This is a genomic window from Afipia massiliensis, assembly GCF_014203115.1.
Taxonomy (GTDB): domain Bacteria; phylum Pseudomonadota; class Alphaproteobacteria; order Rhizobiales; family Xanthobacteraceae; genus Afipia; species Afipia massiliensis.
The window spans coordinates 175,073-194,737 of sequence record NZ_JACHIJ010000005.1 but is presented as its reverse complement, the minus strand read 5'-3'; the positions used below and the strand labels follow the sequence as shown (position 1 = coordinate 194,737).

Sequence of the window (19,665 nt, the reverse complement as noted above, 5' to 3'; positions counted from 1 at the left end):
CTGTAGTCTGGTCGTTCGCTTAGAAAGGCCGAAACTTCACTTTGCCCTAAGAATCGCACATTGCACTCCGCGCTCCCATATTGGGACCATTTTTCATTGACGGCAAGTTTAAAATCATGCATGATCCCAATATGGGACCAATCAATCGAAGTGTATCGCTCAGTAACTGCAACGTATGGTAGGAGGCCTTTATGCGCCGATTACGGATTTTTACGAAGCATCTGACGTCCGAGGAAATCGCCGCCCTTTCGGCGCTAGCGGCCGCTAGCGGATTTGCCGCCGACGAAATCGAGACGGTTTTAGAGATCGGCGCGCCCCTGGTTGATTGCGACGACGAGGTGATCTTGATCCCGATATCCGCAGCGGCGTGTGCGGCGCCCGACCTCGAAGACGATGTGAAGCAGGTCTCCAACGGGGCGCGCCGCGCAATATGTGTGTGGCCCGAAGACGCTGAGGCCGAGGTCGAGGTGCCAGCATCGGCACGCAAATATGCCTATTCCATTGTGCCGTGGAACGCCGAGAAGTTACAGGCAGCCGCGGCCGACGATGATGTGTTGATCTTTGAGATGCCGTCCGGAGACGTAATGCCCAAGGTCTACACCGAGCGCAATCTGTGCGTTGACGAGGAGGCCCAGCCGAAATGAACGTCTTCTTCTATGTCATCGAGCATGATCTCGGGTTCGCGCCGAATCCCTTTCACGGCGTGTGCAGCCTAGGATGCTGCAAGCCCGATATTCGTAAGGTAGCGAAGGTCGGCGATTATGTGCTGGGCACCGGCGCCGTGAAGCCGAAGTTGCGCGGCCATCTGACCTATTGGATGAAGATCGACGAAGTGCTGACGTTCGATCAGTATTGGGAAGACCGGCGCTTTCGCCATAAGAAGGCGGTAATGCACGGCACGACGCACCTGCGCTACGGCGACAATATCTATCACCGCGACGACAACGGCACGTACCATCAGGAGGACTCCTTCCATAGTAATGACGACGGCAGCGTGTCGCTCGGCGATCTGAAGCGGGATACCGGCAAGACCGACAAGGTTCTTCTAGGGCGGACATTCGCATTCTGGGGGCGCGCTGGCATTCCGATCCCGCCGGATATTGCGTGCTTCCTCAAGACCGGCCCCGGTCACCGATACAGATTTACCGAGCCGCAGAAACAGGAGATTGTGGATTGGATTAAAGGCATGCCCGCGCGCGGCAATATCGACGAGCCCGCGCATTGGCAGTTCCTCGAAAAGAAGAAGCGCAAGCCGAACACGCGGCAGAGGAAGGTATGATGCAGGTCGCTCATTACCAACAGTTCGTTCGGCACACCAATCAGTTTATTACTAAGCCACGCGATGAGGCGCTCTCGATCGCAATGTACGGCCTCGTCGGTGAAATAGGCCAGCTGGTGGCCGCCGTTAAGAAGAAAGTGCTTGGCGAAGGTGGCGAGACGAACTGGGATCAGCCTAACGACGAGATTCGCGAGGAGTTAGGCGATGCCTTCTGGTATCTGTTCGCCGCCGCGCAGCTCGCCAATGACGGTCCCTTCGACGTTCTGACTGGTGACATCGAGAATCTCCGCGCCGAAATCGGCGGGACGGATGAGCGCGCGCGTACAATCGCGGCAGCACTCGATCCTCAGGCGCGTACGGACTTTATGAAAGAAGCTGTGCGCTTTCCTGAATCGCCCGACTTCCTATTCGACGATTATCAGAAGCTCGCCTTCAAAACGGCGCGCACCGACGGCAAAGTGCTTATCGAGGTTTGCCAGGCGGTCCTGTGGCAACTCGGTGCCGAACTTCTTCGCCCGTCGTTGCCCGCCATCGAGATCGACTTAAACCAGAATGTCGCCGACCGACCGACCAACGTCGTTCTCGGCGAAATCGCATGGCATCTGTCGGCAATGGCGAGTCTCTACCACCTTTCGCTCGACAATGTCATTGCGTTCAATTGCACGAAGGTCAGCTTCCGTTCTGAGCGCGGCACGCCGACTGTCCTGCATGACGAGGCCCGCGATCCAAAAGAACAATTTCCGCGCTGCTTCGATGTATCTTTCGTTCGCGTCGGGCCAGGGCAATCACGCATGTATTTCGGCGGCAGGCCGCTCGGCGACGATCTCACCGACAACTTCTATGACGACGACGGCTACCGTTTTCACGACGTGATCCACCTCGCTTTCATCGCTCATCTTGGCTGGTCGCCGGTCATCCGCGGCCTCATGAAGCGTAAGCGCAAGAGCGGTAACAACCGGGTCGATGAAGTCGAGGACGGAGGACGCGCGAAGGTCGTCGAAGAGCTCGTGATTAAGGCCATCCATTCCGAAGGTGACCGGCAAGCAAGAGCGTCAGGCCGTTGTATCGTCGGCCAACCGACGCGGTTGTTTCCGCGTCGCTCGCTGATCAACTTCCGTCTTCTGAAAACGCTGCGCATGTATGTCGAAGGCTTGGAGGTTTGGCATAACACCTATTGGGAATGGGAAGATGCGATCTTCGCCGGTTGCGAAATGTTTCATCAGTTATGCCAAGAGATGCAGGGGACCGTGCACGTCGATCTTGCGAACCGCCGTCTTACTTTCGAGCCCATCGTGTCGCCCAACGTTCAGGGGATCACCGTCGGCCTCGGCATGGGAGCGGCGGTTCTTGCTCCGTCCGACTGCGAGGTGAAGAAGATGTTATCGACGCAGGAGCGGGCGGCGACAGCGCAGTCGCGTCTAGCTTACGTGCTTGCCGCAAAGCGGGCGCTGTTGGGCGCTCTCGGACTGGAGGCGGCCAGTGAGGCTTATTGGTCGCAGATCGAAGTCCGCCTCGACGACATGAATACGCTCTATGTGAAGGCCAGGGATAAGGCCCTCGACCGGGCGTGGGCATTACGGGCCGTTGATTACAAGGCCGCGTTTATCGAGTCGGCTGGCAGTGTTCTCTGTACCGCCACGGCGATCGCCGATGTTGCCGACGTGGCCGATATATCAAAATAGACAGTCGGGAATCCGCGCGTTGAGGTCCCATTTCGGCGGATACCAGGGTGCCGGCGCCGTCTTGCCGGGCTGAAATTTTTGCTTGATCCGCGTACGGCCGGCGACCCCGGAATATTCCGGGAACGCGACGCGCGCGTATTTAGAGATTTCGCAAAACAAGTTCTGGCAATCGATCAGTTGCAGCGGCCGTCCCCATAGCGACTTGAAGTCGATACCGTAGGCGGCGAAATGCTCTTGCTGGGTTTCCCACATATAACGGATGATATCTTCGGCGCTAATACCATCTACGCCGACGAAACATTTATGAATGCCATCGAGTGCGCCGGGCCCCGCGACGACGAAGTCGTCCTCCGAGAAGCTGGTCAGCCGACTGTAGTTGAGATCAATTGCATACTGGTACGCAAGAAAAGGGCCTACCGAAGGTATCGAGCGAAGAAGGGCGAACGCATCCGCCATTTTCTCTGTTGCGACATACCGTGCAGGGAATTCTTCCTTCACAAGATATGTTAACATCTTGAGATGGTTTTGGTGCTTGGCAGTGTGTCCGAAAAAGCTACCAGCTGACGGCATGATATAAGCAGCCGAATAGATACGCTTACCCGCCTTCATGCATTGCGCGAGAACGCGGTTGTAGCGCTCGTAACTGAACGTCTCCCAAACGATGGGGCCGACCGTCCTTTCAAGCATTTCCCAAGTCTCGATCTTATTAAATAACTTGAAAAGTAGCGTGCGAAAGAAGACGTTTGTTGTGTCGTTGGGTAAATCGTCACGGTAGATGACGCTACGGATCAGGTATTGGCTAACTCGGTCCGAGGCCCGGTACGCATTCGTGAATTTGTAAACGCTAAGCACCGGATCGCTCGTCGTTTGCGTAAGCGAACCCTGCAGGCGTCGAAAGAAGATGCGTTGCCGCTCAGCAGCGAAATACCAGTACGCAGCGAAGACTGGGGTCGTCGTGATGGCTTTGCCGCGGATCTTCACCGACAACCGGGGCCGCGATGACGCCGCTTCGCGGCTATCCGCGAAAGGAAAGGAAGGGAAGGAGTCGGCATATGTCATCGGATTTCTCCAGTAGCGTAAATGTTTTTGCACAGCTTGGCTGATTTGACTACCGCGCTTCAAGGTCGTGTCTGGGATACATCCACCCTGTGTCAAAAAAGACTCACGAAAGGACCGGCGAGTTTCGGTCAGGGCTTCGTTGGCATCCATTTGAAAGTCGTCGTCCGCTCTTAGCGAAAAGCGGACTTACAGATTTCATGGCCGGATTTATGATTTCGAGCCCTCAGAAACCGAGGGCGCGACACTGCTCCAACCATGTAAGCGGCAAAGTCTTCGGTATCCGTGCGAGCGAGAGCGCCGACGGCTGGCCACCTGTCAAAATCGCCTTTGTAACGGCTGGTGCTAAAAACGCATGACGCAGCTCCTGCCGCACCAGCTTTGGATGCAGTTCGACCGAGGCGGCGAGCGCCTCGACCGTGTCAAACTTGTCGCTTTGCAGATCGCGCAGCCATGCATGGGCTCGAACAATAGCCTGGACCAATTTCGCACTGGGCTGACATTCGCTGTTTGCCTCAATGATAGTTGCCGAACTCGGTTGGCACACCTGCCAAGGGATCGAGAGTTGATTCGATCGAATCTTTGCCGCCGGGGTGGTCGAGATTTTGACGGCGCGACTGCTCAGGTCGGCACGTGCGACGTAGCTGCCGATAACATCGGCATCCATAACAGCCTGATCAATCTTCAGCCGTTGGCGCAGGGCATTGATCAGCCTCTGTTCGGTGTTGGTTGCCGAGACGCGTGCGACCGATCCGGCCTCAGCTTTTCGGCCCCGCAAGATTGCGGAGCTGACATAGAAACGATAGCGGGCGCCGTTCTTTGACGAAAAGCTCGGGCTCATCGCGTTGCCACGATCATCGAACAGTTTACCCATCAGGAGAGCGCCGCTTTCAGATCGTTTGATCATCCTTTTGTGGATACCGGACTTGAGCAATCCCTGGACCTTGTCGAAAGTCTTCTGGTCCACGATGGCCTTATGCTCGCCCGGATACCATTTGCCGCCGTGGCCGGTTTCACCAACGTAAATGCGGTTCTTCAGGAAATGAGCGAGGGGTCCATAGGTGAACGGGATCCCGCCATTGAACTTCTTGACCTTAGTGTTTCGCCGCTTGGTGACGATGCCACGCTTGTCGAGATCGGCAACAAGGCGGCCAAAGGATTGCAACTCAATGTAACGTCGGAAGATGGTCCGGACGGTTTCCGCTTCAGTAGGATTGATGACGAGTTTCTTGTCCCGGGCCTCATAACCGAGCGGCACCGTGCCGCCGGTCCATTTTCCCTTACGACGGGAGGCCGCCACCTTATCCCGGACGCGCTCGGAGGACAGCTCACGTTCGAACTGCGCAAAGGAGAGCAGGACGTTTAACGTCAGTCGTCCCATCGACGTTGTGGTATTGAATTGCTGCGTCACTGCCACAAACGAAATCGATCTTGCATCGAACGCTTCGACCAGTTTGGCGAAATCGGCCAGTGAACGGGTGAGACGGTCGATCTTGTAGACCACGACGACGTCAACCTTCCCGGCTTCAATATCTTTGAGCAGTTTCTTGAGGGCAGGGCGCTCAAGATTGCCGCCTGAGAATGCCGGGTCGTCGTATGGCTGCGGCAGCACCTTCCAACCGAGTGATGCCTGGCTCTTTATATATGCCTCGCAAGCCTCGCGCTGGGCGTCGAGCGAGTTGAATTCCAGCTCGAGACCATGCTCAGTCGATTTGCGGGTGTAGATGGCGCAGCGCAGCGCAGGGTTTTTTGGAGAGCTACTTGCCATCGGCGGATCCTTGAGACTTTGACCGTAGCCCGAAGAAACGCGGTCCATTCCAGTTGGTGCCAGCAATTAGGGAGGCGATCTCGGAAAGTCCCGCGTAAGTCTTGCCGTCGTAGGCAAAGCCGTCAGGGCGAACCACGACGCGGTAGGTTTTTCCCTTCCATGTCCGGACCAGTTCCGAGCCGGGCTTGATCCGGCGCGGCAAATCAAGCTTTCCGTTGGGCTTGTCGGCCATGGCTTTCACAAGTTGGTCGAGCAGGCGCTTGGTCGGACCGGGCAACCCGCCATAGGTCTTTTCCTGAATCCGATGGGCAATGCTCCGGCGCAGCAGGTCCGGACCGAAAGCTTTCGGCGGATCCGCTCGAAGTATTTCCCGGTAGCGCTTGCGCAGTTCGACGATGGGAGCGGTCGCCAGCCGATCCAGTTCGGCTTCCACCGCGGGATCGGCTGGCTTCGTGGAGGAGGACGCTCGGATCATTTCGCGGTGGCCGGTTTTGCGATCCGGTAGACACGCTGGTCGTCGATCTTTTTTGAGGTCAGGTTCAGCTTGAGCTTCTTGCGCACCGTGCCTGCAAAGAAGCCGCGCACCGAATGCTGCTGCCAGTCGGTGGCCTTCATGATGGCAGCGGTGGTGGTGCCGGACGGTGCGCGGAGCATCTCGAGGACTTTGTCCTGTTTCGACACGGCCACGTTCGGCGTCTTCGGCATGACCGGCTGCTTCGGCGCGACGGACGGCGGAACCTTCCCGGCGGATTTTGTCGGTCGCTTTGCTGCCCGTGTAGATTTACGCCCGGTCTTGCGAAGGGGCTTTCGACTGCTTTTCGGCATTTCGGTTCTCCTGCGTGCATGACAGCATCTTGTGCTGCCACTGCCGCAAGCCCGTCAGTTTCTGACGGGCCGAGAACCTTTCGGTTGAAGAGAACCCTTAGTCGCTCGACAGCCGGTTGAGCAGCGAGGCCGCATCCAGCAATCGGCTGGTCTCATAGAATATCTGTTCGAGATCCATAGAAACTCTTACGCCTTCGGCGACACTGCCGGCCAGCGCACAGGCCTCGGCAGCCTTGGCGATGCGCGCGGCTTCGCCAAGGCGAACACCGATCTCGGTCAAGATTAGGCCAATTGCCTGTTCTGTAATTTTGCGGTCCATCATTCTGCCTCCGATTTACGGCGACAGTGACGCTCCACGTGCTGGGGAAGTCGAGCGGAAACGCAGCAATCTAGTGGCTCTTATCAGCCGGTCCGGATCACAAAATGATCCGAAAGAGCCCAAGGCTGCACGACCTATTTGGCCGGACGCTTTGCGGCGGTCTTGGGTGCGCTCTTTCCGCCAACGTAGTCCTTAAACAGCTTGACGGGATCGGCGCCAAGAGCGCGCGCGATGGCCGTGAACTCGATGATATCCAGGCGACGCTCGCCGTTCTCATACTTTGCGACAAAAGATTGAGGGCGGCCGAGTTTCTTGGCCAAGGCCTGCTGGCGAACGTCCGCTGACTTCCGCACTGCGACAAGCAGGTCGATCAGCCGGGCATAATCCGCGGATTTGAGAGTCTTCTGCATATGCCGCCAAGGCCGTGAATCGGCGGCACACAATTTGATCCCAGAAACGGATTATCCCAAAATAGGATTTTATTAACTGAGGTTAGTGATAGTGCCTCCGACAGCCGAGGCATCGTGGACTTCTGCCCCATGGGAAGCGATGTGCTGATCCACCCACGCTGAGCCTTCGAGATGCGGCGGACGGGCACACCGAGCAAAAGTTTGGAGTTGTCGATGAACATTGCAATCAAGGCGGCCTTGGGCTGCGCGCTTGGATTTATCGCTGTTGGAGCCCTCGTCGGCGGGGGTCGAAGCGCGGCCCCGCCGGCTCCAAGCGTACCTGCTCCATCCGATCAGGTTCGCTTCATTGCGGCTATCACAAAGGCACGATCCGAATTTACATCGGCTCCCAACGAATTGGCCGCAGGCGGGATGCGCAATGTCAGGCAGCAGGCCATCTGCAGCGCTCTGCAAGGTCAGAGCGCATCCGGATGGATAGGAAAGGTCGCCTATCTCTCCACCAATGGCGATGGCAAAGGCGTGATTACGCTCGAACTTGCGCCCGGTTTGCAAGTCTCAACCTGGAATAACGCTATATCAGACTATTCTGATAAGACCCTGATTGATCCAGATACGCAGTTCTTTAAATCTCTCGCCGCGATGAAACGTGGTGACACCGTCCGGTTTTCAGGAGGGTTCTTCCCATCGAACCTCGATTGTATTGGCGAGCAAAGCGTGACCTTGGCTGGATCGATGAAAAGCCCGGTCTTCACGATCCGATTTTCTTCGATCCGAAAATTCTGATCGACGACAGCGGCACTTACATTTGCCCCAACCGATGCTATCTCTAAGTTCGTTCACCTCGAAGTCGGTTCGTTTGAGGTGGCCGCTGGAGCTTCGAAGGGTCGAAATCTGACAGGCGAGCCACGGAGCTGTTGATCACCTCACCGCGCTTTCATCCGACCCACGAAAGGGTCGTATCGTAGCCGCCTTTGTATGAGAGCGCTTGGCTGAGACTGTCAACCTGGTCGTCGTGCTTACCCTGCGGGAAAGTCAGAAGCTCGGTTTCGAGCTGTGCCAGGAATGGCGCCTTTCGCGGAAACAGGACCAAGCCCGCTTCAAACTTGGCTTGATGCACGAATAACCGACCCATCTTATCTCGCTCAACGGGTACAGGCTTGACCGTATAGATGCCGCTCTGCCGAAGTTCCTGCGCCAACGCGATGCCCGTCGAGGTATCCTCAATCAGAATCTTGAGCGGTTCGTCTCGCTGCGCAAGCGCAATAGCCTTGGCGCGGAGTTGGGGGTATTCATAGCGGCCTCGGATGAGGTCTATGAGATAGAAGCGATTGTCCACCAACAGCCAGGTGGTGCAGACAGACCAATCGTTCTGAGCGCCAACCTTTGCCGCAGTGTCCCAGCTATGGATCAGTTTGGTGCGATAACCCCGTTCCGGCAACTGATCGTAGTAATGCAGCCAATCGCGCTTGATCATGCCGCCGCCGTCGGGAACGGGAGATTGCTGATATTGGGCACCGAAGATGCCCGAACCCATTTCATTGCGTAGCTTTTCCAGTGTGGAGATGGTCTCGTATTTGGGATGAAGCGCTTCACCGGCCCGGCGCATATGAAACTCATCATTGCCGATAGCAACCTTCTCATCGACCTCGGCAATGGCCGGCAAGCTGAGGACGGTCCAGTCCTTGGAGTTATCGACCAGAAATCCCGTCAGGTCGTGAAGATGAACTCGCTGCATGACCAGAATGATGACGCCCGTCGCTTTGTTGTCCAGCCGCGAAAGAAGCGTATTGGTAAACCATTGGTTCAGGGAATTACGGAGTGTGTCCGATTGCGCATCCACTGGCTTTTGCGGATCATCAAGAATGATCATATCGCCGCCGAGACCGGTGAGCGTTGCCGAAACGGAGGTCGATCGGCGGAAGCCACGTCTGGTGGTAAAGACGTCGGAATCCGCAATCCGATCGACGCGCATCGTCGGAAACGTTTTTCGATACCAGTCGGATTGAACAATCGCCCGAAAGTCAGCCGCGTGTTTCGCCGAAAGGTCGTTGCTGTAGCTCACGCCAAAGATCTTCATTCTAGGATCATGACCTAGCAAGAACGCTGGCAGTATCACCGAGACAGTCAGAGACTTTAGGTAACGCGGCGGCATGTTGAGGATGAGACGGTTGACCTTGCCCTCTCGAATGAGCTGAAGCTGATGCGAGATTGCCTTGATGTGCCAATTCGCAAGGTATACAGCCCCCGGATTGAGCATCAGGAAGCAACGATGGAGGAAGCTCTCGAAATCATTGCGTAGGACGGAGTGCAGCAGATCGTGATCCTTCACGGCGTTTTCTCCTTTTCACCAAGGGTGGATTGGAAATTCCGCAAGTAAGCGTCGAGCACGGCCTTATCGTCCGGATTGACCTCAGGCTCCGTGCTGGCTGTCGATGCGATTGCAGCCAAACGATTCAACACGAAAGCTGCGCTCTTGGTGTTGCCCTTGAGTGAATCCTCCGCGAGCTTATGAAGGATGCCCTCCAGGATGGTGATCTTACGAACCTTGCCGTTCTGGCGGATCTCGATTTTGCGATTTAATAGTTCTACCAACATGGTTGCCTCACTTCTGGCGCCCTTGGGGCGACCTTTCGGGTTTCCGCTTTTTCCGGGCTTGAATTGATTGGCCTTCGGCGGCTTGCCGTAACCGACATCTTCGTCGCTCGGCTTCAGCCGCACCCGTTTCCGGAAGACACGCTCAACTTTTGGGATCGATGCCATTGTGTTAGATCCTTACGCGTTTGAGAGCAGGGGAGGCGGACCGCTCGGCGGCCACCTCGTCGAAGGTCTGGCCGGTGGCCACGAGAACCGCGTCGAGCTTTGTGAATTCCTGCCAGCGGCGGATCGCTACGTCGACGTATAGGGGATCGATTTCGATGCCAAAGCCGCGCCGGCCGACCTTTTCCGCGGCCAAAATGGTGGTGCCGGACCCCATGAATAGATCCAGCACGATGTCGCCACGACGGGAGCAGTCACGCATCGCATCAGCAACGAGAGCGACGGGTTTGACAGTGGGATGAGCGGTCAGCTCGGCAAGGCGGTCTTTTCGAAATGTATTTACGCCAGCATACTGCCACACGTTCGACCGAGATCGCCCGTGCTTACCAAGCTGGATATTGTTCTGATGGCGCTCTTCGCCGCTTTTGAAGACAAAGACCAGTTCATGTTGCGATCGGTAAAGGCTGCCCTGTCCAGGATTTGATTTAACCCACACGACCATATTCTTGAGCTCGTCATAGATATTCTTGCCTGCGGCTAGGATTTCCGGCGTATGCCGCCAGTCCATGAAGAAGAAATGCATTGAGCCGTCTTCCGAGAAATCAACCGCGATTCCCATCGCAGTGGCGAGGAACTCTGTAAACTCTTCAGACGACATTTCCCCCGAAGCGACGGCGAATTCGCGATGCTTGATCTTGCCTCGCCCTTGCACCGAGCTTACGCGGACATTGTAGGGTGGATCCGTGATAACCATGAATGCGCGGTTCTTGCCCATCAGATGTTTCACATGATCCGTTCGTCTACAGTCTCCGCACAAAAGGCGATGCTCACCGAGCTTCCATAAGTCACTCGTGCGGCTTGTCGCGATACTTTCGAGCGACGGCACAAAATCGCTGGGATCGACTTCAGCGTCGCTGAAGTCGCCCATGAGACTGTCAATCTCAGCAGGCTCGAAGCCTGTGATCTCCAGATCTAGATTGAGCTCCGGGAAGAGCGTAGCGAGCTCGCCAAGCTCGGTTGCCAACACCGCTCTATCCCACCCCGCGTTCGCAGCTATTTTGTTATCTGCTATTGCAAGGGCGCGCTTTTGGACTTCGGTCAGCTCGGTGCAATATATGACAGGTACCGTTTTGAGCTTAAGCTCTAAAGCGGCAGCCAACCGTCCGTGTCCGGCGATTACATTATCTTTATCATCCGCCAATATAGGCTGGGTCCATCCGAACGCGCGGATGCTATCTGCGATTTGTAAGATCTGCTTTTTCGAATGGGTTCGCGCGTTGCGCGCGTTCCGCTTAAGGGCGGAAACGAGGGCTGTTTCGATTTTAGGCGTTTGCATTGAAGCCTCATCCCAAATGAATGAAGCTCCTAATGTTCACATCTCCGGTGCCGCGTCACCATCTCAGATCCAACTGAGAACGTGGCTAAAAAGTGGCTAGCTATAATTCTACGATTTTGGTCTGCGTTTTGGCTTCCAAAAGCCTGCCGAAGCTAGCGTATCAGAAACCTTCTGTTCCGACGGAATTTCGGCCGTGGGGAAAAGGTTTATGAATTCGCGCTGTATATGTTTTAGCCTGAGGGGTCGCTTTTCAACTTGAGCCAACTTACCAAAGTCGATGAATTTGAAGTCCTCAATGAATTCACCGAACTCAATAAACTCAAAGAATTCATCTCCCACGACCATAGTTCGCTTCGCATCTTCCTCAGATAGTCCTTGCCGGAAAGACCGATAGACAGCGCCTTCAATCTTCGCGGCCGCAATGCCGGCATGAATGATCTTTTCATCCATCGGGGTAAATTCATATGGAAGTCTAACGGGTAGGATTTCCACCGCGCGTAACGTGGTGCCATCTTGCAGCGTAACAACCGCATTATGTGACACCATACCTCCGTTTAATAACTCAACAGCATACTCGTCGCGCTGCCCGGTTAAATTATCAATCGCACGAAACGTATTGCCTGATTGCAGGGGGATGAAAATGCTCTCGTCGAAAAGTGATGGCTTATAATCCAGCACGACGAGGTGAAGATGCTTGCCTGCATTCATATTCATCCGCCCAACATGCACCACGATTTGGGCGCCCTCTGAAAGACCGTGGCTTTGCTCGACAACATGGATTGCCTCAGCGAAGGTTGTCGGTTTTCGTAGTGGATCTTTTGGGGGCATGGAGGATACTTCGAATGAGCAATGCAACCGAAGTATAGTATGTTCGAAGTACTTTTGGCTGCCCTTCATTTCTGGGCGAGCGATCAGATTCGCATAATGGCCGTTATGGAATATTGGTGTGCATACAGGGGGCAGTCAGTCGTATGCAGAAGCTGTGGCCGCTGCGCTTATCTGCGCGACGGCATCGCGCCACACACCCGAATTTCATGATGAAAAGTGGCTAGCCAGTTCGGCTAACCACGATAATGCGTTAGAAAAGCTGAATGCCGAAGCGACCGCACCCTATGCAGCCTGAGCGCGAGGCTGATAGATCGCGGTGTGCTGGCAATGGGCGATAGGAGTGCGGCCATTGGCGACGATAAGAGCGTCCAGTTCTACAAACAAATGGCTCTTCTTCTCGTAGTTGCCCGTGACGCGTGCGCGAGCGGTGAGTTCATCGGTGTCGGCAACGGCTGACAACAGTTGCATGCGGCTGCCGATATGAATCCATGGCCCGAGAAGAGCATTTTCCATGAGGACTCGGTTCATGATCCGCTGCAGCACGCCTGGATGGACGAGGCCTTCGCGCGCATAGATTGGATCGGCCTCGCGCACCTCGGCGCGATATTCGGCACCTGCCTCGCCTTGCCAGGAGCGCGGGGCAGTGCCGAGCCATTTTCCGAGCCGATAAGATTCAGCGTCGATGGGCGTCCGTGTCACAACCGGTGCGGTGTCGGGATAATCGGCGAGCGAGAATGCCGGCGCAGTGTCTGCAAGCGAGGCCCGTCCCGTGGCTTTTGGCTCGCCGCGCTCGACGGTCAGTGCCAGCCCATCGCTGCACTCCTCGGCCTGAACCAGTACGGCCTCGCCGTCATAGACCGGCTTGACGAACCGCGCTTCGATCAATCCTCGCTCGAGGAACGTCCGGCCCCATTTCGCGACCGGAACGTGGATCATGTAGGCGAGAACATCGACTCCCGGCACCAGTCCGCCTCTGAAGCCGTATTTCAGGGCTACGGAATCATCATGCATCTTGTTTTCGGACAGTTTGGCGGTGTTGTAAGCTTCCACACGATACGGTTCCAGTCGTTCAGTCATGGTTCAACCTTATGATTGCGGAGACGATGGTATTGCAACGCGTGGATTACCGCAGCCTGAAGTGATATATCCGACGCATCACGGGGGCACTAGTCCATCGATGAAATGGGTCACTCAGCGGTTTCGAGATGCTCGGAGCGTCAAGCCGACTGCTTTTTCGGGGCGGCACCTGACTGTCTGGTCTCGTTGCTGCCTGCAATCAGCTCTGCGGCCTTTTCCGCCATGGCCATGATCGGCAGATTGGTATTTCCGCTGATGACGGTAGGCATGATCGAGCCATCGATGACTCTGAGGTTGTCAATCCCCCTGACCCGCAACTGACCGTCGACAACCGCGTTGCTGTCTTCGCCCATGCGGCAGGTGCCGACCGGATGATAGATCGTTTCGGCGCGCGCCCGTATCCATTCTTTGCGCGAGTTCACACTGGTAAATGCATCGACATCGATTTTTCGTTTCACGAATTTACGCAGACCCGGTTGATCGATAATTTCGCAAAGCTGCCTGACACCCTCCTGCATGCTGACGAAATCGGACTCGTCAGAGAGAAAGCGCGGATCAATAGCGGGAGTGTCGGATGGGTCTGCCGATCGCAATCGCAGCGTGCCACGGCTCTTGGGCCGAAGCTGGCAAACGCGAATCGCGAAACCATGATCGATACGTTCGTTGGGCGGCGGATTTCGGAGCGCAACGATGAGATGGGCTTGCCATTCCGGCAACGACGAATTTTTGTCAGGTCCCCAGAAGGCGCCGGCTTCGACACCTTGAGACGTTGCGGGGCCCGTGCCCCGAAGAATGTATTGCGCCCCCGCCAAGCCGCCCTTGATCAGGCCGAGATACGGCGTCAGCGTAACCGGCTGAGACGCTTCCAGGCGAATTGCGCAGTCCAGATGGTCTTGCAGATTACTTCCAACGCCGGAATCGAGGACCGGCTTGATGCCGAGCGATTGCAGGTGATCTGCCGGTCCGATGCCCGACAGCATCAGCAGTTGCGGTGAGCCGATGGCTCCGGATGTCAGCAATACCTCGCGCTCTGCCGAGATGGTTATCTCGCGTCCACCCTTCTCTATGACCACGCCGCGCGCTCGCGTTCCCTCCATCGCGATCCGGCGAACTCTGCAGTTAGCCATGAGGGTGAGATTGCTTCGTCCCTTCGCGCGATCGAGATATTTGAAGGCTCCGGATCGCTTTCCTTCGGCGATGGTGAGTTCGTAAAAGCCCGCGCCGATCTGGGATGGGCCGTTGAAGCCATTGTTCTCCGGCAAGCCGGCCGACACTGCGCTTTCAATGAACGCCTTTGAAATGGGATGTTGCAGGGTGCCGTAGGACAGCCGAATAGGACCGGAATATCCTCTGTCCTGATCGCGCTCCCGTGTCACCAGGGTAGCATCCTCGATTTTCCTGAGGTAGGGGCGCAGGTTTTCGTAGCTCCATGATGGCAGGCCCTGGGCCGCCCATGAGTCGTAGTCCCAGGCGTTGCCGCGAATCGCAATCATTGAGTTGATGGAGGACGATCCACCCACAACCCGGCCGCGCGGAATGTAAATCTTTCGGTTGTTGAGATGAGCCTGGGGTTCGGTCCAGAATTGCCAATTGTATTTCGGACTTGTGTAGAGGACGCGAATGCCGGCTGGCATATGAACGAAGATGGACGCGGACGGAGCACCGGCCTCAATCAGCAGGACATTGACGTTCGGGTCTTCGCTCAGTCGCGAAGCCAGCACGCATCCCGCCGATCCCGCGCCAACGATGATGTAGTCATATCCAGATAATTTCATTTCGAATCCCCCTGGGAACGCCCGCGGCTGGGTAACGTGGCTGGTGTGCTTGAAGAGCTCGCCGGATGCTTTTCCGATACGAGTGACGAATTTTTGCCGTTGTTTTTTGATCGTCTTGGAGTACCATTTTGGTATGTCCAATTATAGTGGCCGGGGTTCGGGCGTCAACAGAGAGGTGTTTCGATGATCACTCGGGTGTTGACAGCTTCGCTTATCGCGTCGGCTATTGTCGTTCTTCTATGGGCGCCGAAGAGGATCGAGCATTGGGACAAGACCATGTCTCCCCAAGACAGAACGGCATTTCAAAAGGCGGTCTGGGCCCTCGGTCATTAGGTAGGTCGCATTCGTCCGAGTTTGTCCGAGCTTCGCTTGCCAGAGAAATAGCGCCGCCGATTTCGAGGCAGATGCAATAAGCGCGACCGCAGTGATGCGTCGGGGGTGCTGCGAGTAGCGCGCCCGCTTATTCGAGCCGGCCTGGTGAGGAGCGCTTAGGATGCGTGCCGGTATCGACGATTCTGCTCTCGTTCAGGCGCTGAATCTGTGCCTGATCAAGTTTGAGTACAGTCTTGAGGACATGTTCGGTGTCCTCGCCCCGCAACGGCGGGCTCTTCGAATATTCGATTTTCGTTTTAGAAAACTTGATCGGGTTGCCGACGAGAGGCGCGATGGCGCCGGAAGGATGAGGCAGATTGATCTGCAGTTCCCGATGGATCACCTGCGGATGAGCAAACACCTGGTCCAGGCGATTGATCGGCGCGCAAGGAACTCCGACTGGCTCAAATGCTGATATCCAGTGATGTGTCGTCTGTGTTGCCAGATGGACGTCCAGAAGTGGGATCAGCTGGTCGCGATTGTGAAGCCGATCGGTGTTGGTGAGGAAGCGGGTGTCGGTGGCTAGTTCCGTCAATCCCGCCGTTACACAGAATTTTCTGAATTGCTGATCGTTTCCTACAGCCAGCACAAACGAGCCATCCTTTGTCTTGAACACCTGATAAGGCACGATATTCGGATGTGCATTACCGGAGCGTTTAGGTGGAGTCCCAGTCGTGAGATAATTCATGTTCTGGTTGGCAAGTACCGAAACCTGAACATCGAGCAGAGCCATGTCGATGTGTTGACCCTCGCCGGTGCGCTCGCGGTGCAGCAACGCTGAAATTACACCCGTGGCGCTGTACATCCCGGTGAGAATATCGACGATGGGAACGCCGACTTTCTGTGGGCCTCCGCCCGGCATATCGTCGCTTTCACCCGTAATGCTCATCAGGCCGCCGATTGCCTGGATCGCCATGTCGTATCCCGCGACATCTTTCATTGGACCGGTTTGGCCATAGCCGGTGATAGAGCAGTAAATGATATCGGATTTAAGTTTTCGCAGCGACTCATAGTCCAGCCCGTACCGGGTCATGTCGCCGACCTTGTAGTTCTCGATCACGATGTCGGCACTTTGCGCCAGTGAGCGCACGATTGCGCTGCCTTCCTCGGTCGCGATGTCGACGCAGATCGAATACTTGCCGCGGTTAGCACTGAGAAAATAGGCGCTTTCTGTTGTGTCGTTGGAGTCACTGTCCTTCAGGAATGGCGGTCCCCATTGCCGTGTGTCGTCGCCGGTGCCGGGACGTTCGATTTTCCAGACTTCGGCACCGAGATCCGAAAGAAGCTGGCCTAACCACGGTCCTGCGAGAATTCTTGAGAGATCGAGTACTCGGTAGCCCACCAGAGGTCCAGCCATGTCGCTTCCTTGTCAGTTTATGTGACGCGATCTATTTCCGACAAACTCCGCGCCTTCCATTTAAACCATAATTGGATCGTCCAAATTGGTCAAACCAATATCGGCTGTAACAAGATTGGCAACGGGTTCCGGGTCCTCCAGGTTTCGGCGCAAGCGTCCGCTCAATGGTCGAGGTTCCGATGGGTACGGACCGCTGATTGCTTGACAGTTGACAAGCGGAGACGTATGGAAGACCAAAATGGTCTATCCAATTTGGAAGACAGCTGTGCAGTCAGAATTCTGCGCATGGTGATAAAAACTAGAGGCAACGCGAAGCGAGGTTTGCTGTATGGCGCGAGTCACTCTCCAGAATGTATCGAAATCCTTTGGCGGAGACCGAGGGCCATGGGCGGTGCAGGATTTTTCGTTGGATATTGCCGACGGAGAGCTGGTCGTTTTTGTCGGGCCGTCCGGCTGCGGGAAATCGACCACCTTGCGCATGCTTGCCGGCCTCGATGATGTGACATCTGGCAAGATCATGATCGGCGGGCGGGACGTGACCGCGCTTCCGCCGAAAGATCGCAATATTGCGATGGTATTCCAAAACTACGCGCTCTATCCGCAAAAGACCGTCTACGACAACATGGCGTTTGGTCTTCGCGTGCGCGGAGAACCGAAAGACGAGATCGATCGTCGTGTGCGCAGCGCGGCGTCGAGCCTCGGTCTTGATCCCTTGCTCGAGCGAAAACCGCGCCAGCTCTCGGGTGGCCAGATGCAGCGGGTTGCGCTTGGCCGCGCGCTCGTCCGAGACCCGGACGTCTTTCTGCTCGATGAACCCCTTTCCAATCTGGACGCCAAGCTGCGCGTGAAGACCCGCGAAGAAATCGCGACGCTGCATGCCCGGCTGGGAGCCACGATGATCTTCGTGACTCACGACCAAGTCGAAGCCATGACGCTCGGTGACCGGATTGTCATCATGCGCGATGGCTGGATCCAGCAAGCCGGGCGGCCGCTGGATCTCTACGACCGGCCGGAGAATGTCTTTGTGGCGGCCTTCATCGGTTCGCCCGAGATGAACCTGGTTGAGGGTGAATTGCTCCGCGACGGTGGCGGTCTGAAGGTTCGTTCCGGCGAGCTACAACTCGGATTGCAGAACGGCGAGTTTATCGAGACCGAGAAGAGCGTCACCGTTGGCATCAGACCAGAGCATATCGTTCGTGCCGAGACGGCATCGGACATCGAGATGATCGTCAGCTTGGTAGAGCAAATCGGTGCACAGACATATGTGCTGGGAACGATCTTCGGTCAGAAATTCCGCGCGGTATTTGCGCGCGACGACGTGCTCGCGGCCGGCGACAAAATCCCCGTCGTTCTGCCTGCGGAGCGGTTGCATTTGTTCTCGCGCGAAAACGGGAAGGCTTTGAGGCAATCAAAATCAATAAATGAAATTAACAAAGGGAGGGAAGATCATGACCAGGCGCAATTCAAACCAATGGAAGTCCAAGGGTAAGTCTTTCGGTTTTAGCCGGCGAGACTTTCTTAAAACATCCGCGGGAGCAGTCATTGGCGCGACGAGCTCTCTGGCGGCTCCGTACGTGAACGCCCAAGCCGGAGTGACCCTCCGATTCCTGAACAATGAGACCGCGGCCGATAGCCAGACCGTGCTGCGAAACGCGTGCAACGAGTATGAGAGCAAGTTCGGTGTCAAGATCATCGTCGATTCGACGCCGATCAGCGGCGCCTACGCGAAGACCATGGCAGCGATCAATTCGGGTACTCCGTATGATCTCGCCACCCAAGGCTATATCGCCCATATTCTTCAGTATGCCCGCGGTGGTCATCTTCTTCCGGTGACCGATCTTGTGAAGCAGCATTCCTGGGGGCAGATGGGCGCCTGGAAGTATCAGGGAGAAAACTGGTTCTATCCCTACGACTACAATCTGGTGACCTGTTACTATCGAAAGGATCTCTACGCCGAGAAGGGCCTCAAGATCCCTAATACATGGGCGGAATATCTCGAAAACTGCCGGGCGTTGACCGTTTCAAAGGATGGCAACATCGAGCGTGGCGGTTGCGTGATGCCGCTGGCGAGCGACAGTGCGACCAATTGGGCGAGCTTCGGCAACCTGTTCGCGGAGGCCCCGCAGTTCTACGACGACAAGTGGAACGTTGTTCTTGATGCTCCCGAGAATGCGGATCGGGCCGGGCGCTTCCTCGATCTTTACGGTGAACTCTACAAGACCATGCCACCGGGATTGAACACGGTCGGTTATGCCGAACTGATGAGCCTCTTCGTCACCGGAAAGGTCGCGCATACCCTTTACTCCGGTCGTGTGGTCGAGGCGCTTGAAGCACGAAATCCGGATCTTGCGGACAAGTATGGAATCTTTGCCGCACCAGATAGCACCGGCAAGCAAAAGGCGCTGCCATTTGCCTTCGACGGGTTCGTGGCATTCAAGACTAAACAAAGCGAGGAGACGCTCAAGTTCCTCAAATGGTTTATCGATGAGCATTACATCGACTGGCTGCATTCGGCCTGGATGAACTTCCAGCCGGTGCGCCTGGACATCTACGAGGATCCGCGCTGGAAGAAACACCCGATGATTCAGAAGCATTGGGCAACGATGATGCAGATGAAGTCGTTCATCGATCCGGACAGCAAGGTCAAGCTCTCGTCGGTCGACCTGATCGGTCCGTCGATCGATCTGCGGCCGTGCAAGGTATTCGATACGAATGTCATGCCCGAGATGCTGCAGAACAAGGTGCTCAAGAACATGTCGTCGGCCGATTGCGTGAAGACGGCGGCCAATCGCATCCGGAAACTCGGCTGAAATCGTTGACGAAA

19 protein-coding genes are annotated in these 19,665 nt (G+C 56.0%); 6 read left to right on the top strand and 13 right to left on the bottom strand.

Annotation, left to right across the window (positions count from 1 at the left end):
* The first annotated feature begins 191 nt into the window (after positions 1-191).
* The 3 genes from HNQ36_RS17845 to HNQ36_RS17835 are packed head-to-tail and all read left to right on the top strand — an operon-like array spanning position 192 to position 2,961.
* Positions 192-644 (top strand): hypothetical protein, encoded by a 453-nt coding sequence (locus HNQ36_RS17845; RefSeq protein ID WP_062316926.1) that lies wholly within the window; start codon positions 192-194, stop codon positions 642-644.
* Positions 641-1,279 carry an Nmad2 family putative nucleotide modification protein gene (locus tag HNQ36_RS17840; protein ID WP_062316924.1) on the top strand — a complete coding sequence of 213 codons (639 nt, stop codon included), beginning with the start codon at positions 641-643 and terminating at the stop codon, positions 1,277-1,279. Before HNQ36_RS17845 ends, HNQ36_RS17840 begins: the two co-directional genes overlap by 4 nt.
* Positions 1,222-2,961, top strand: a complete 1,740-nt coding sequence (locus HNQ36_RS17835) for a MazG nucleotide pyrophosphohydrolase domain-containing protein (RefSeq protein ID WP_210312097.1) — start codon at positions 1,222-1,224, stop codon at positions 2,959-2,961. The genes HNQ36_RS17840 and HNQ36_RS17835 overlap by 58 nt, the downstream gene beginning before the upstream one ends.
* On the opposite strand, the gene HNQ36_RS17830 is transcribed toward HNQ36_RS17835, so the two are convergent.
* From HNQ36_RS17830 to HNQ36_RS17805, 6 genes are all read right to left on the bottom strand, one after another.
* Positions 2,953-4,170, bottom strand: coding sequence for a nucleotide kinase domain-containing protein (locus HNQ36_RS17830; protein WP_246395428.1), 1,218 nt, complete (start codon positions 4,168-4,170; stop codon positions 2,953-2,955). The two genes, HNQ36_RS17835 and HNQ36_RS17830, sit on opposite strands and share 9 nt — an antisense overlap.
* A gap of 73 nt (positions 4,171-4,243) precedes the next feature.
* A complete protein-coding gene (locus HNQ36_RS17825; protein WP_062316921.1) occupies positions 4,244-5,785 on the bottom strand; it encodes a recombinase family protein in 1,542 nt (513 codons plus the stop codon).
* A complete protein-coding gene (locus HNQ36_RS17820) occupies positions 5,775-6,260 on the bottom strand; it encodes a DUF2924 domain-containing protein (protein ID WP_062316920.1) in 486 nt (161 codons plus the stop codon). The genes HNQ36_RS17825 and HNQ36_RS17820 overlap by 11 nt, the downstream gene beginning before the upstream one ends.
* Positions 6,257-6,610 carry a DUF3489 domain-containing protein gene (locus HNQ36_RS17815; RefSeq protein ID WP_062316919.1) on the bottom strand — a complete coding sequence of 118 codons (354 nt, stop codon included), beginning with the start codon at positions 6,608-6,610 and terminating at the stop codon, positions 6,257-6,259. The genes HNQ36_RS17820 and HNQ36_RS17815 overlap by 4 nt, the downstream gene beginning before the upstream one ends.
* Positions 6,611-6,707: 97 nt before the next feature.
* Positions 6,708-6,929, bottom strand: a complete 222-nt coding sequence (locus HNQ36_RS17810) for a hypothetical protein (protein WP_062316918.1) — start codon at positions 6,927-6,929, stop codon at positions 6,708-6,710.
* A 134-nt stretch (positions 6,930-7,063) separates the two neighbouring features.
* Positions 7,064-7,339 carry a helix-turn-helix domain-containing protein gene (locus HNQ36_RS17805; RefSeq protein ID WP_062316917.1) on the bottom strand — a complete coding sequence of 92 codons (276 nt, stop codon included), beginning with the start codon at positions 7,337-7,339 and terminating at the stop codon, positions 7,064-7,066.
* A 213-nt stretch (positions 7,340-7,552) separates the two neighbouring features.
* On the opposite strand from HNQ36_RS17805, the gene HNQ36_RS17800 reads away from it, so the two are divergent.
* The gene (locus HNQ36_RS17800) at positions 7,553-8,122 is read left to right on the top strand and encodes a hypothetical protein (protein WP_062316915.1); all 570 of its coding nucleotides are present in this window, start codon (positions 7,553-7,555) and stop codon (positions 8,120-8,122) included.
* A 151-nt stretch (positions 8,123-8,273) separates the two neighbouring features.
* Here the strand turns inward: HNQ36_RS17800 and terL are convergent, their stop codons facing one another.
* The 7 genes from terL to HNQ36_RS17765 form a co-directional block, all read right to left on the bottom strand.
* The gene (gene terL / locus HNQ36_RS17795; RefSeq protein ID WP_062316913.1) at positions 8,274-9,668 is read right to left on the bottom strand and encodes a phage terminase large subunit; all 1,395 of its coding nucleotides are present in this window, start codon (positions 9,666-9,668) and stop codon (positions 8,274-8,276) included.
* Positions 9,665-10,099 carry a DUF5681 domain-containing protein gene (locus HNQ36_RS17790; RefSeq protein WP_062316912.1) on the bottom strand — a complete coding sequence of 145 codons (435 nt, stop codon included), beginning with the start codon at positions 10,097-10,099 and terminating at the stop codon, positions 9,665-9,667. Before HNQ36_RS17790 ends, terL begins: the two co-directional genes overlap by 4 nt.
* A 4-nt stretch (positions 10,100-10,103) precedes the next feature.
* Entirely contained in the window at positions 10,104-11,432 is a 1,329-nt protein-coding gene (locus tag HNQ36_RS17785; RefSeq protein ID WP_184087191.1) for a site-specific DNA-methyltransferase, read from the bottom strand.
* Positions 11,433-11,540: 108 nt separating this feature from the next.
* The gene (locus HNQ36_RS17780) at positions 11,541-12,260 is read right to left on the bottom strand and encodes a hypothetical protein (RefSeq protein WP_156449422.1); all 720 of its coding nucleotides are present in this window, start codon (positions 12,258-12,260) and stop codon (positions 11,541-11,543) included.
* A 282-nt stretch (positions 12,261-12,542) separates the two neighbouring features.
* The gene (locus HNQ36_RS17775; RefSeq protein WP_062316907.1) at positions 12,543-13,337 is read right to left on the bottom strand and encodes a hypothetical protein; all 795 of its coding nucleotides are present in this window, start codon (positions 13,335-13,337) and stop codon (positions 12,543-12,545) included.
* A 140-nt stretch (positions 13,338-13,477) separates the two neighbouring features.
* Positions 13,478-15,112 carry a GMC family oxidoreductase gene (locus HNQ36_RS17770; protein WP_062316905.1) on the bottom strand — a complete coding sequence of 545 codons (1,635 nt, stop codon included), beginning with the start codon at positions 15,110-15,112 and terminating at the stop codon, positions 13,478-13,480.
* A gap of 460 nt (positions 15,113-15,572) precedes the next feature.
* Positions 15,573-16,841: a CaiB/BaiF CoA transferase family protein gene (locus tag HNQ36_RS17765; protein WP_062316902.1), complete on the bottom strand. Its 1,269-nt coding sequence runs from the start codon at positions 16,839-16,841 to the stop codon at positions 15,573-15,575.
* 328 nt (positions 16,842-17,169) lie between these two features.
* Between HNQ36_RS17765 and HNQ36_RS17760 the strand changes: the two genes are divergently transcribed.
* On the top strand, positions 17,170-18,330 hold the full coding sequence (locus tag HNQ36_RS17760) for an ABC transporter ATP-binding protein (protein WP_062316900.1): 1,161 nt from the start codon (positions 17,170-17,172) through the stop codon (positions 18,328-18,330).
* Positions 18,290-19,651, top strand: a complete 1,362-nt coding sequence (locus tag HNQ36_RS17755; RefSeq protein WP_062316898.1) for an ABC transporter substrate-binding protein — start codon at positions 18,290-18,292, stop codon at positions 19,649-19,651. Before HNQ36_RS17760 ends, HNQ36_RS17755 begins: the two co-directional genes overlap by 41 nt.
* The last annotated feature ends 14 nt before the right edge of the window (positions 19,652-19,665 follow it).

Bases quoted from the DNA above. Each gene is read 5' to 3' on its own strand.
- HNQ36_RS17790 (WP_062316912.1), bottom strand. From the start codon at position 10,099: ATGGCATCGATCCCAAAAGTTGAGCGTGTCTTCCGGAAACGGGTGCGG.
- HNQ36_RS17775 (WP_062316907.1), bottom strand. From the start codon at position 13,337: ATGACTGAACGACTGGAACCGTATCGTGTGGAAGCTTACAACACCGCC.
- HNQ36_RS17780 (WP_156449422.1), bottom strand. From the start codon at position 12,260: ATGCCCCCAAAAGATCCACTACGAAAACCGACAACCTTCGCTGAGGCA.
- HNQ36_RS17755 (WP_062316898.1), top strand. From the start codon at position 18,290: ATGACCAGGCGCAATTCAAACCAATGGAAGTCCAAGGGTAAGTCTTTC.
- HNQ36_RS17840 (WP_062316924.1), top strand. From the start codon at position 641: ATGAACGTCTTCTTCTATGTCATCGAGCATGATCTCGGGTTCGCGCCG.
- HNQ36_RS17815 (WP_062316919.1), bottom strand. From the start codon at position 6,610: ATGCCGAAAAGCAGTCGAAAGCCCCTTCGCAAGACCGGGCGTAAATCT.
- HNQ36_RS17805 (WP_062316917.1), bottom strand. From the start codon at position 7,339: ATGCAGAAGACTCTCAAATCCGCGGATTATGCCCGGCTGATCGACCTG.
- HNQ36_RS17830 (WP_246395428.1), bottom strand. From the start codon at position 4,170: ATGGATGCCAACGAAGCCCTGACCGAAACTCGCCGGTCCTTTCGTGAG.
- HNQ36_RS17800 (WP_062316915.1), top strand. From the start codon at position 7,553: ATGAACATTGCAATCAAGGCGGCCTTGGGCTGCGCGCTTGGATTTATC.
- HNQ36_RS17820 (WP_062316920.1), bottom strand. From the start codon at position 6,260: ATGATCCGAGCGTCCTCCTCCACGAAGCCAGCCGATCCCGCGGTGGAA.
- HNQ36_RS17845 (WP_062316926.1), top strand. From the start codon at position 192: ATGCGCCGATTACGGATTTTTACGAAGCATCTGACGTCCGAGGAAATC.
- HNQ36_RS17770 (WP_062316905.1), bottom strand. From the start codon at position 15,112: ATGAAATTATCTGGATATGACTACATCATCGTTGGCGCGGGATCGGCG.
- HNQ36_RS17760 (WP_062316900.1), top strand. From the start codon at position 17,170: ATGGCGCGAGTCACTCTCCAGAATGTATCGAAATCCTTTGGCGGAGAC.
- HNQ36_RS17785 (WP_184087191.1), bottom strand. From the start codon at position 11,432: ATGCAAACGCCTAAAATCGAAACAGCCCTCGTTTCCGCCCTTAAGCGG.
- HNQ36_RS17765 (WP_062316902.1), bottom strand. From the start codon at position 16,841: ATGGCTGGACCTCTGGTGGGCTACCGAGTACTCGATCTCTCAAGAATT.
- HNQ36_RS17825 (WP_062316921.1), bottom strand. From the start codon at position 5,785: ATGGCAAGTAGCTCTCCAAAAAACCCTGCGCTGCGCTGCGCCATCTAC.
- HNQ36_RS17810 (WP_062316918.1), bottom strand. From the start codon at position 6,929: ATGGACCGCAAAATTACAGAACAGGCAATTGGCCTAATCTTGACCGAG.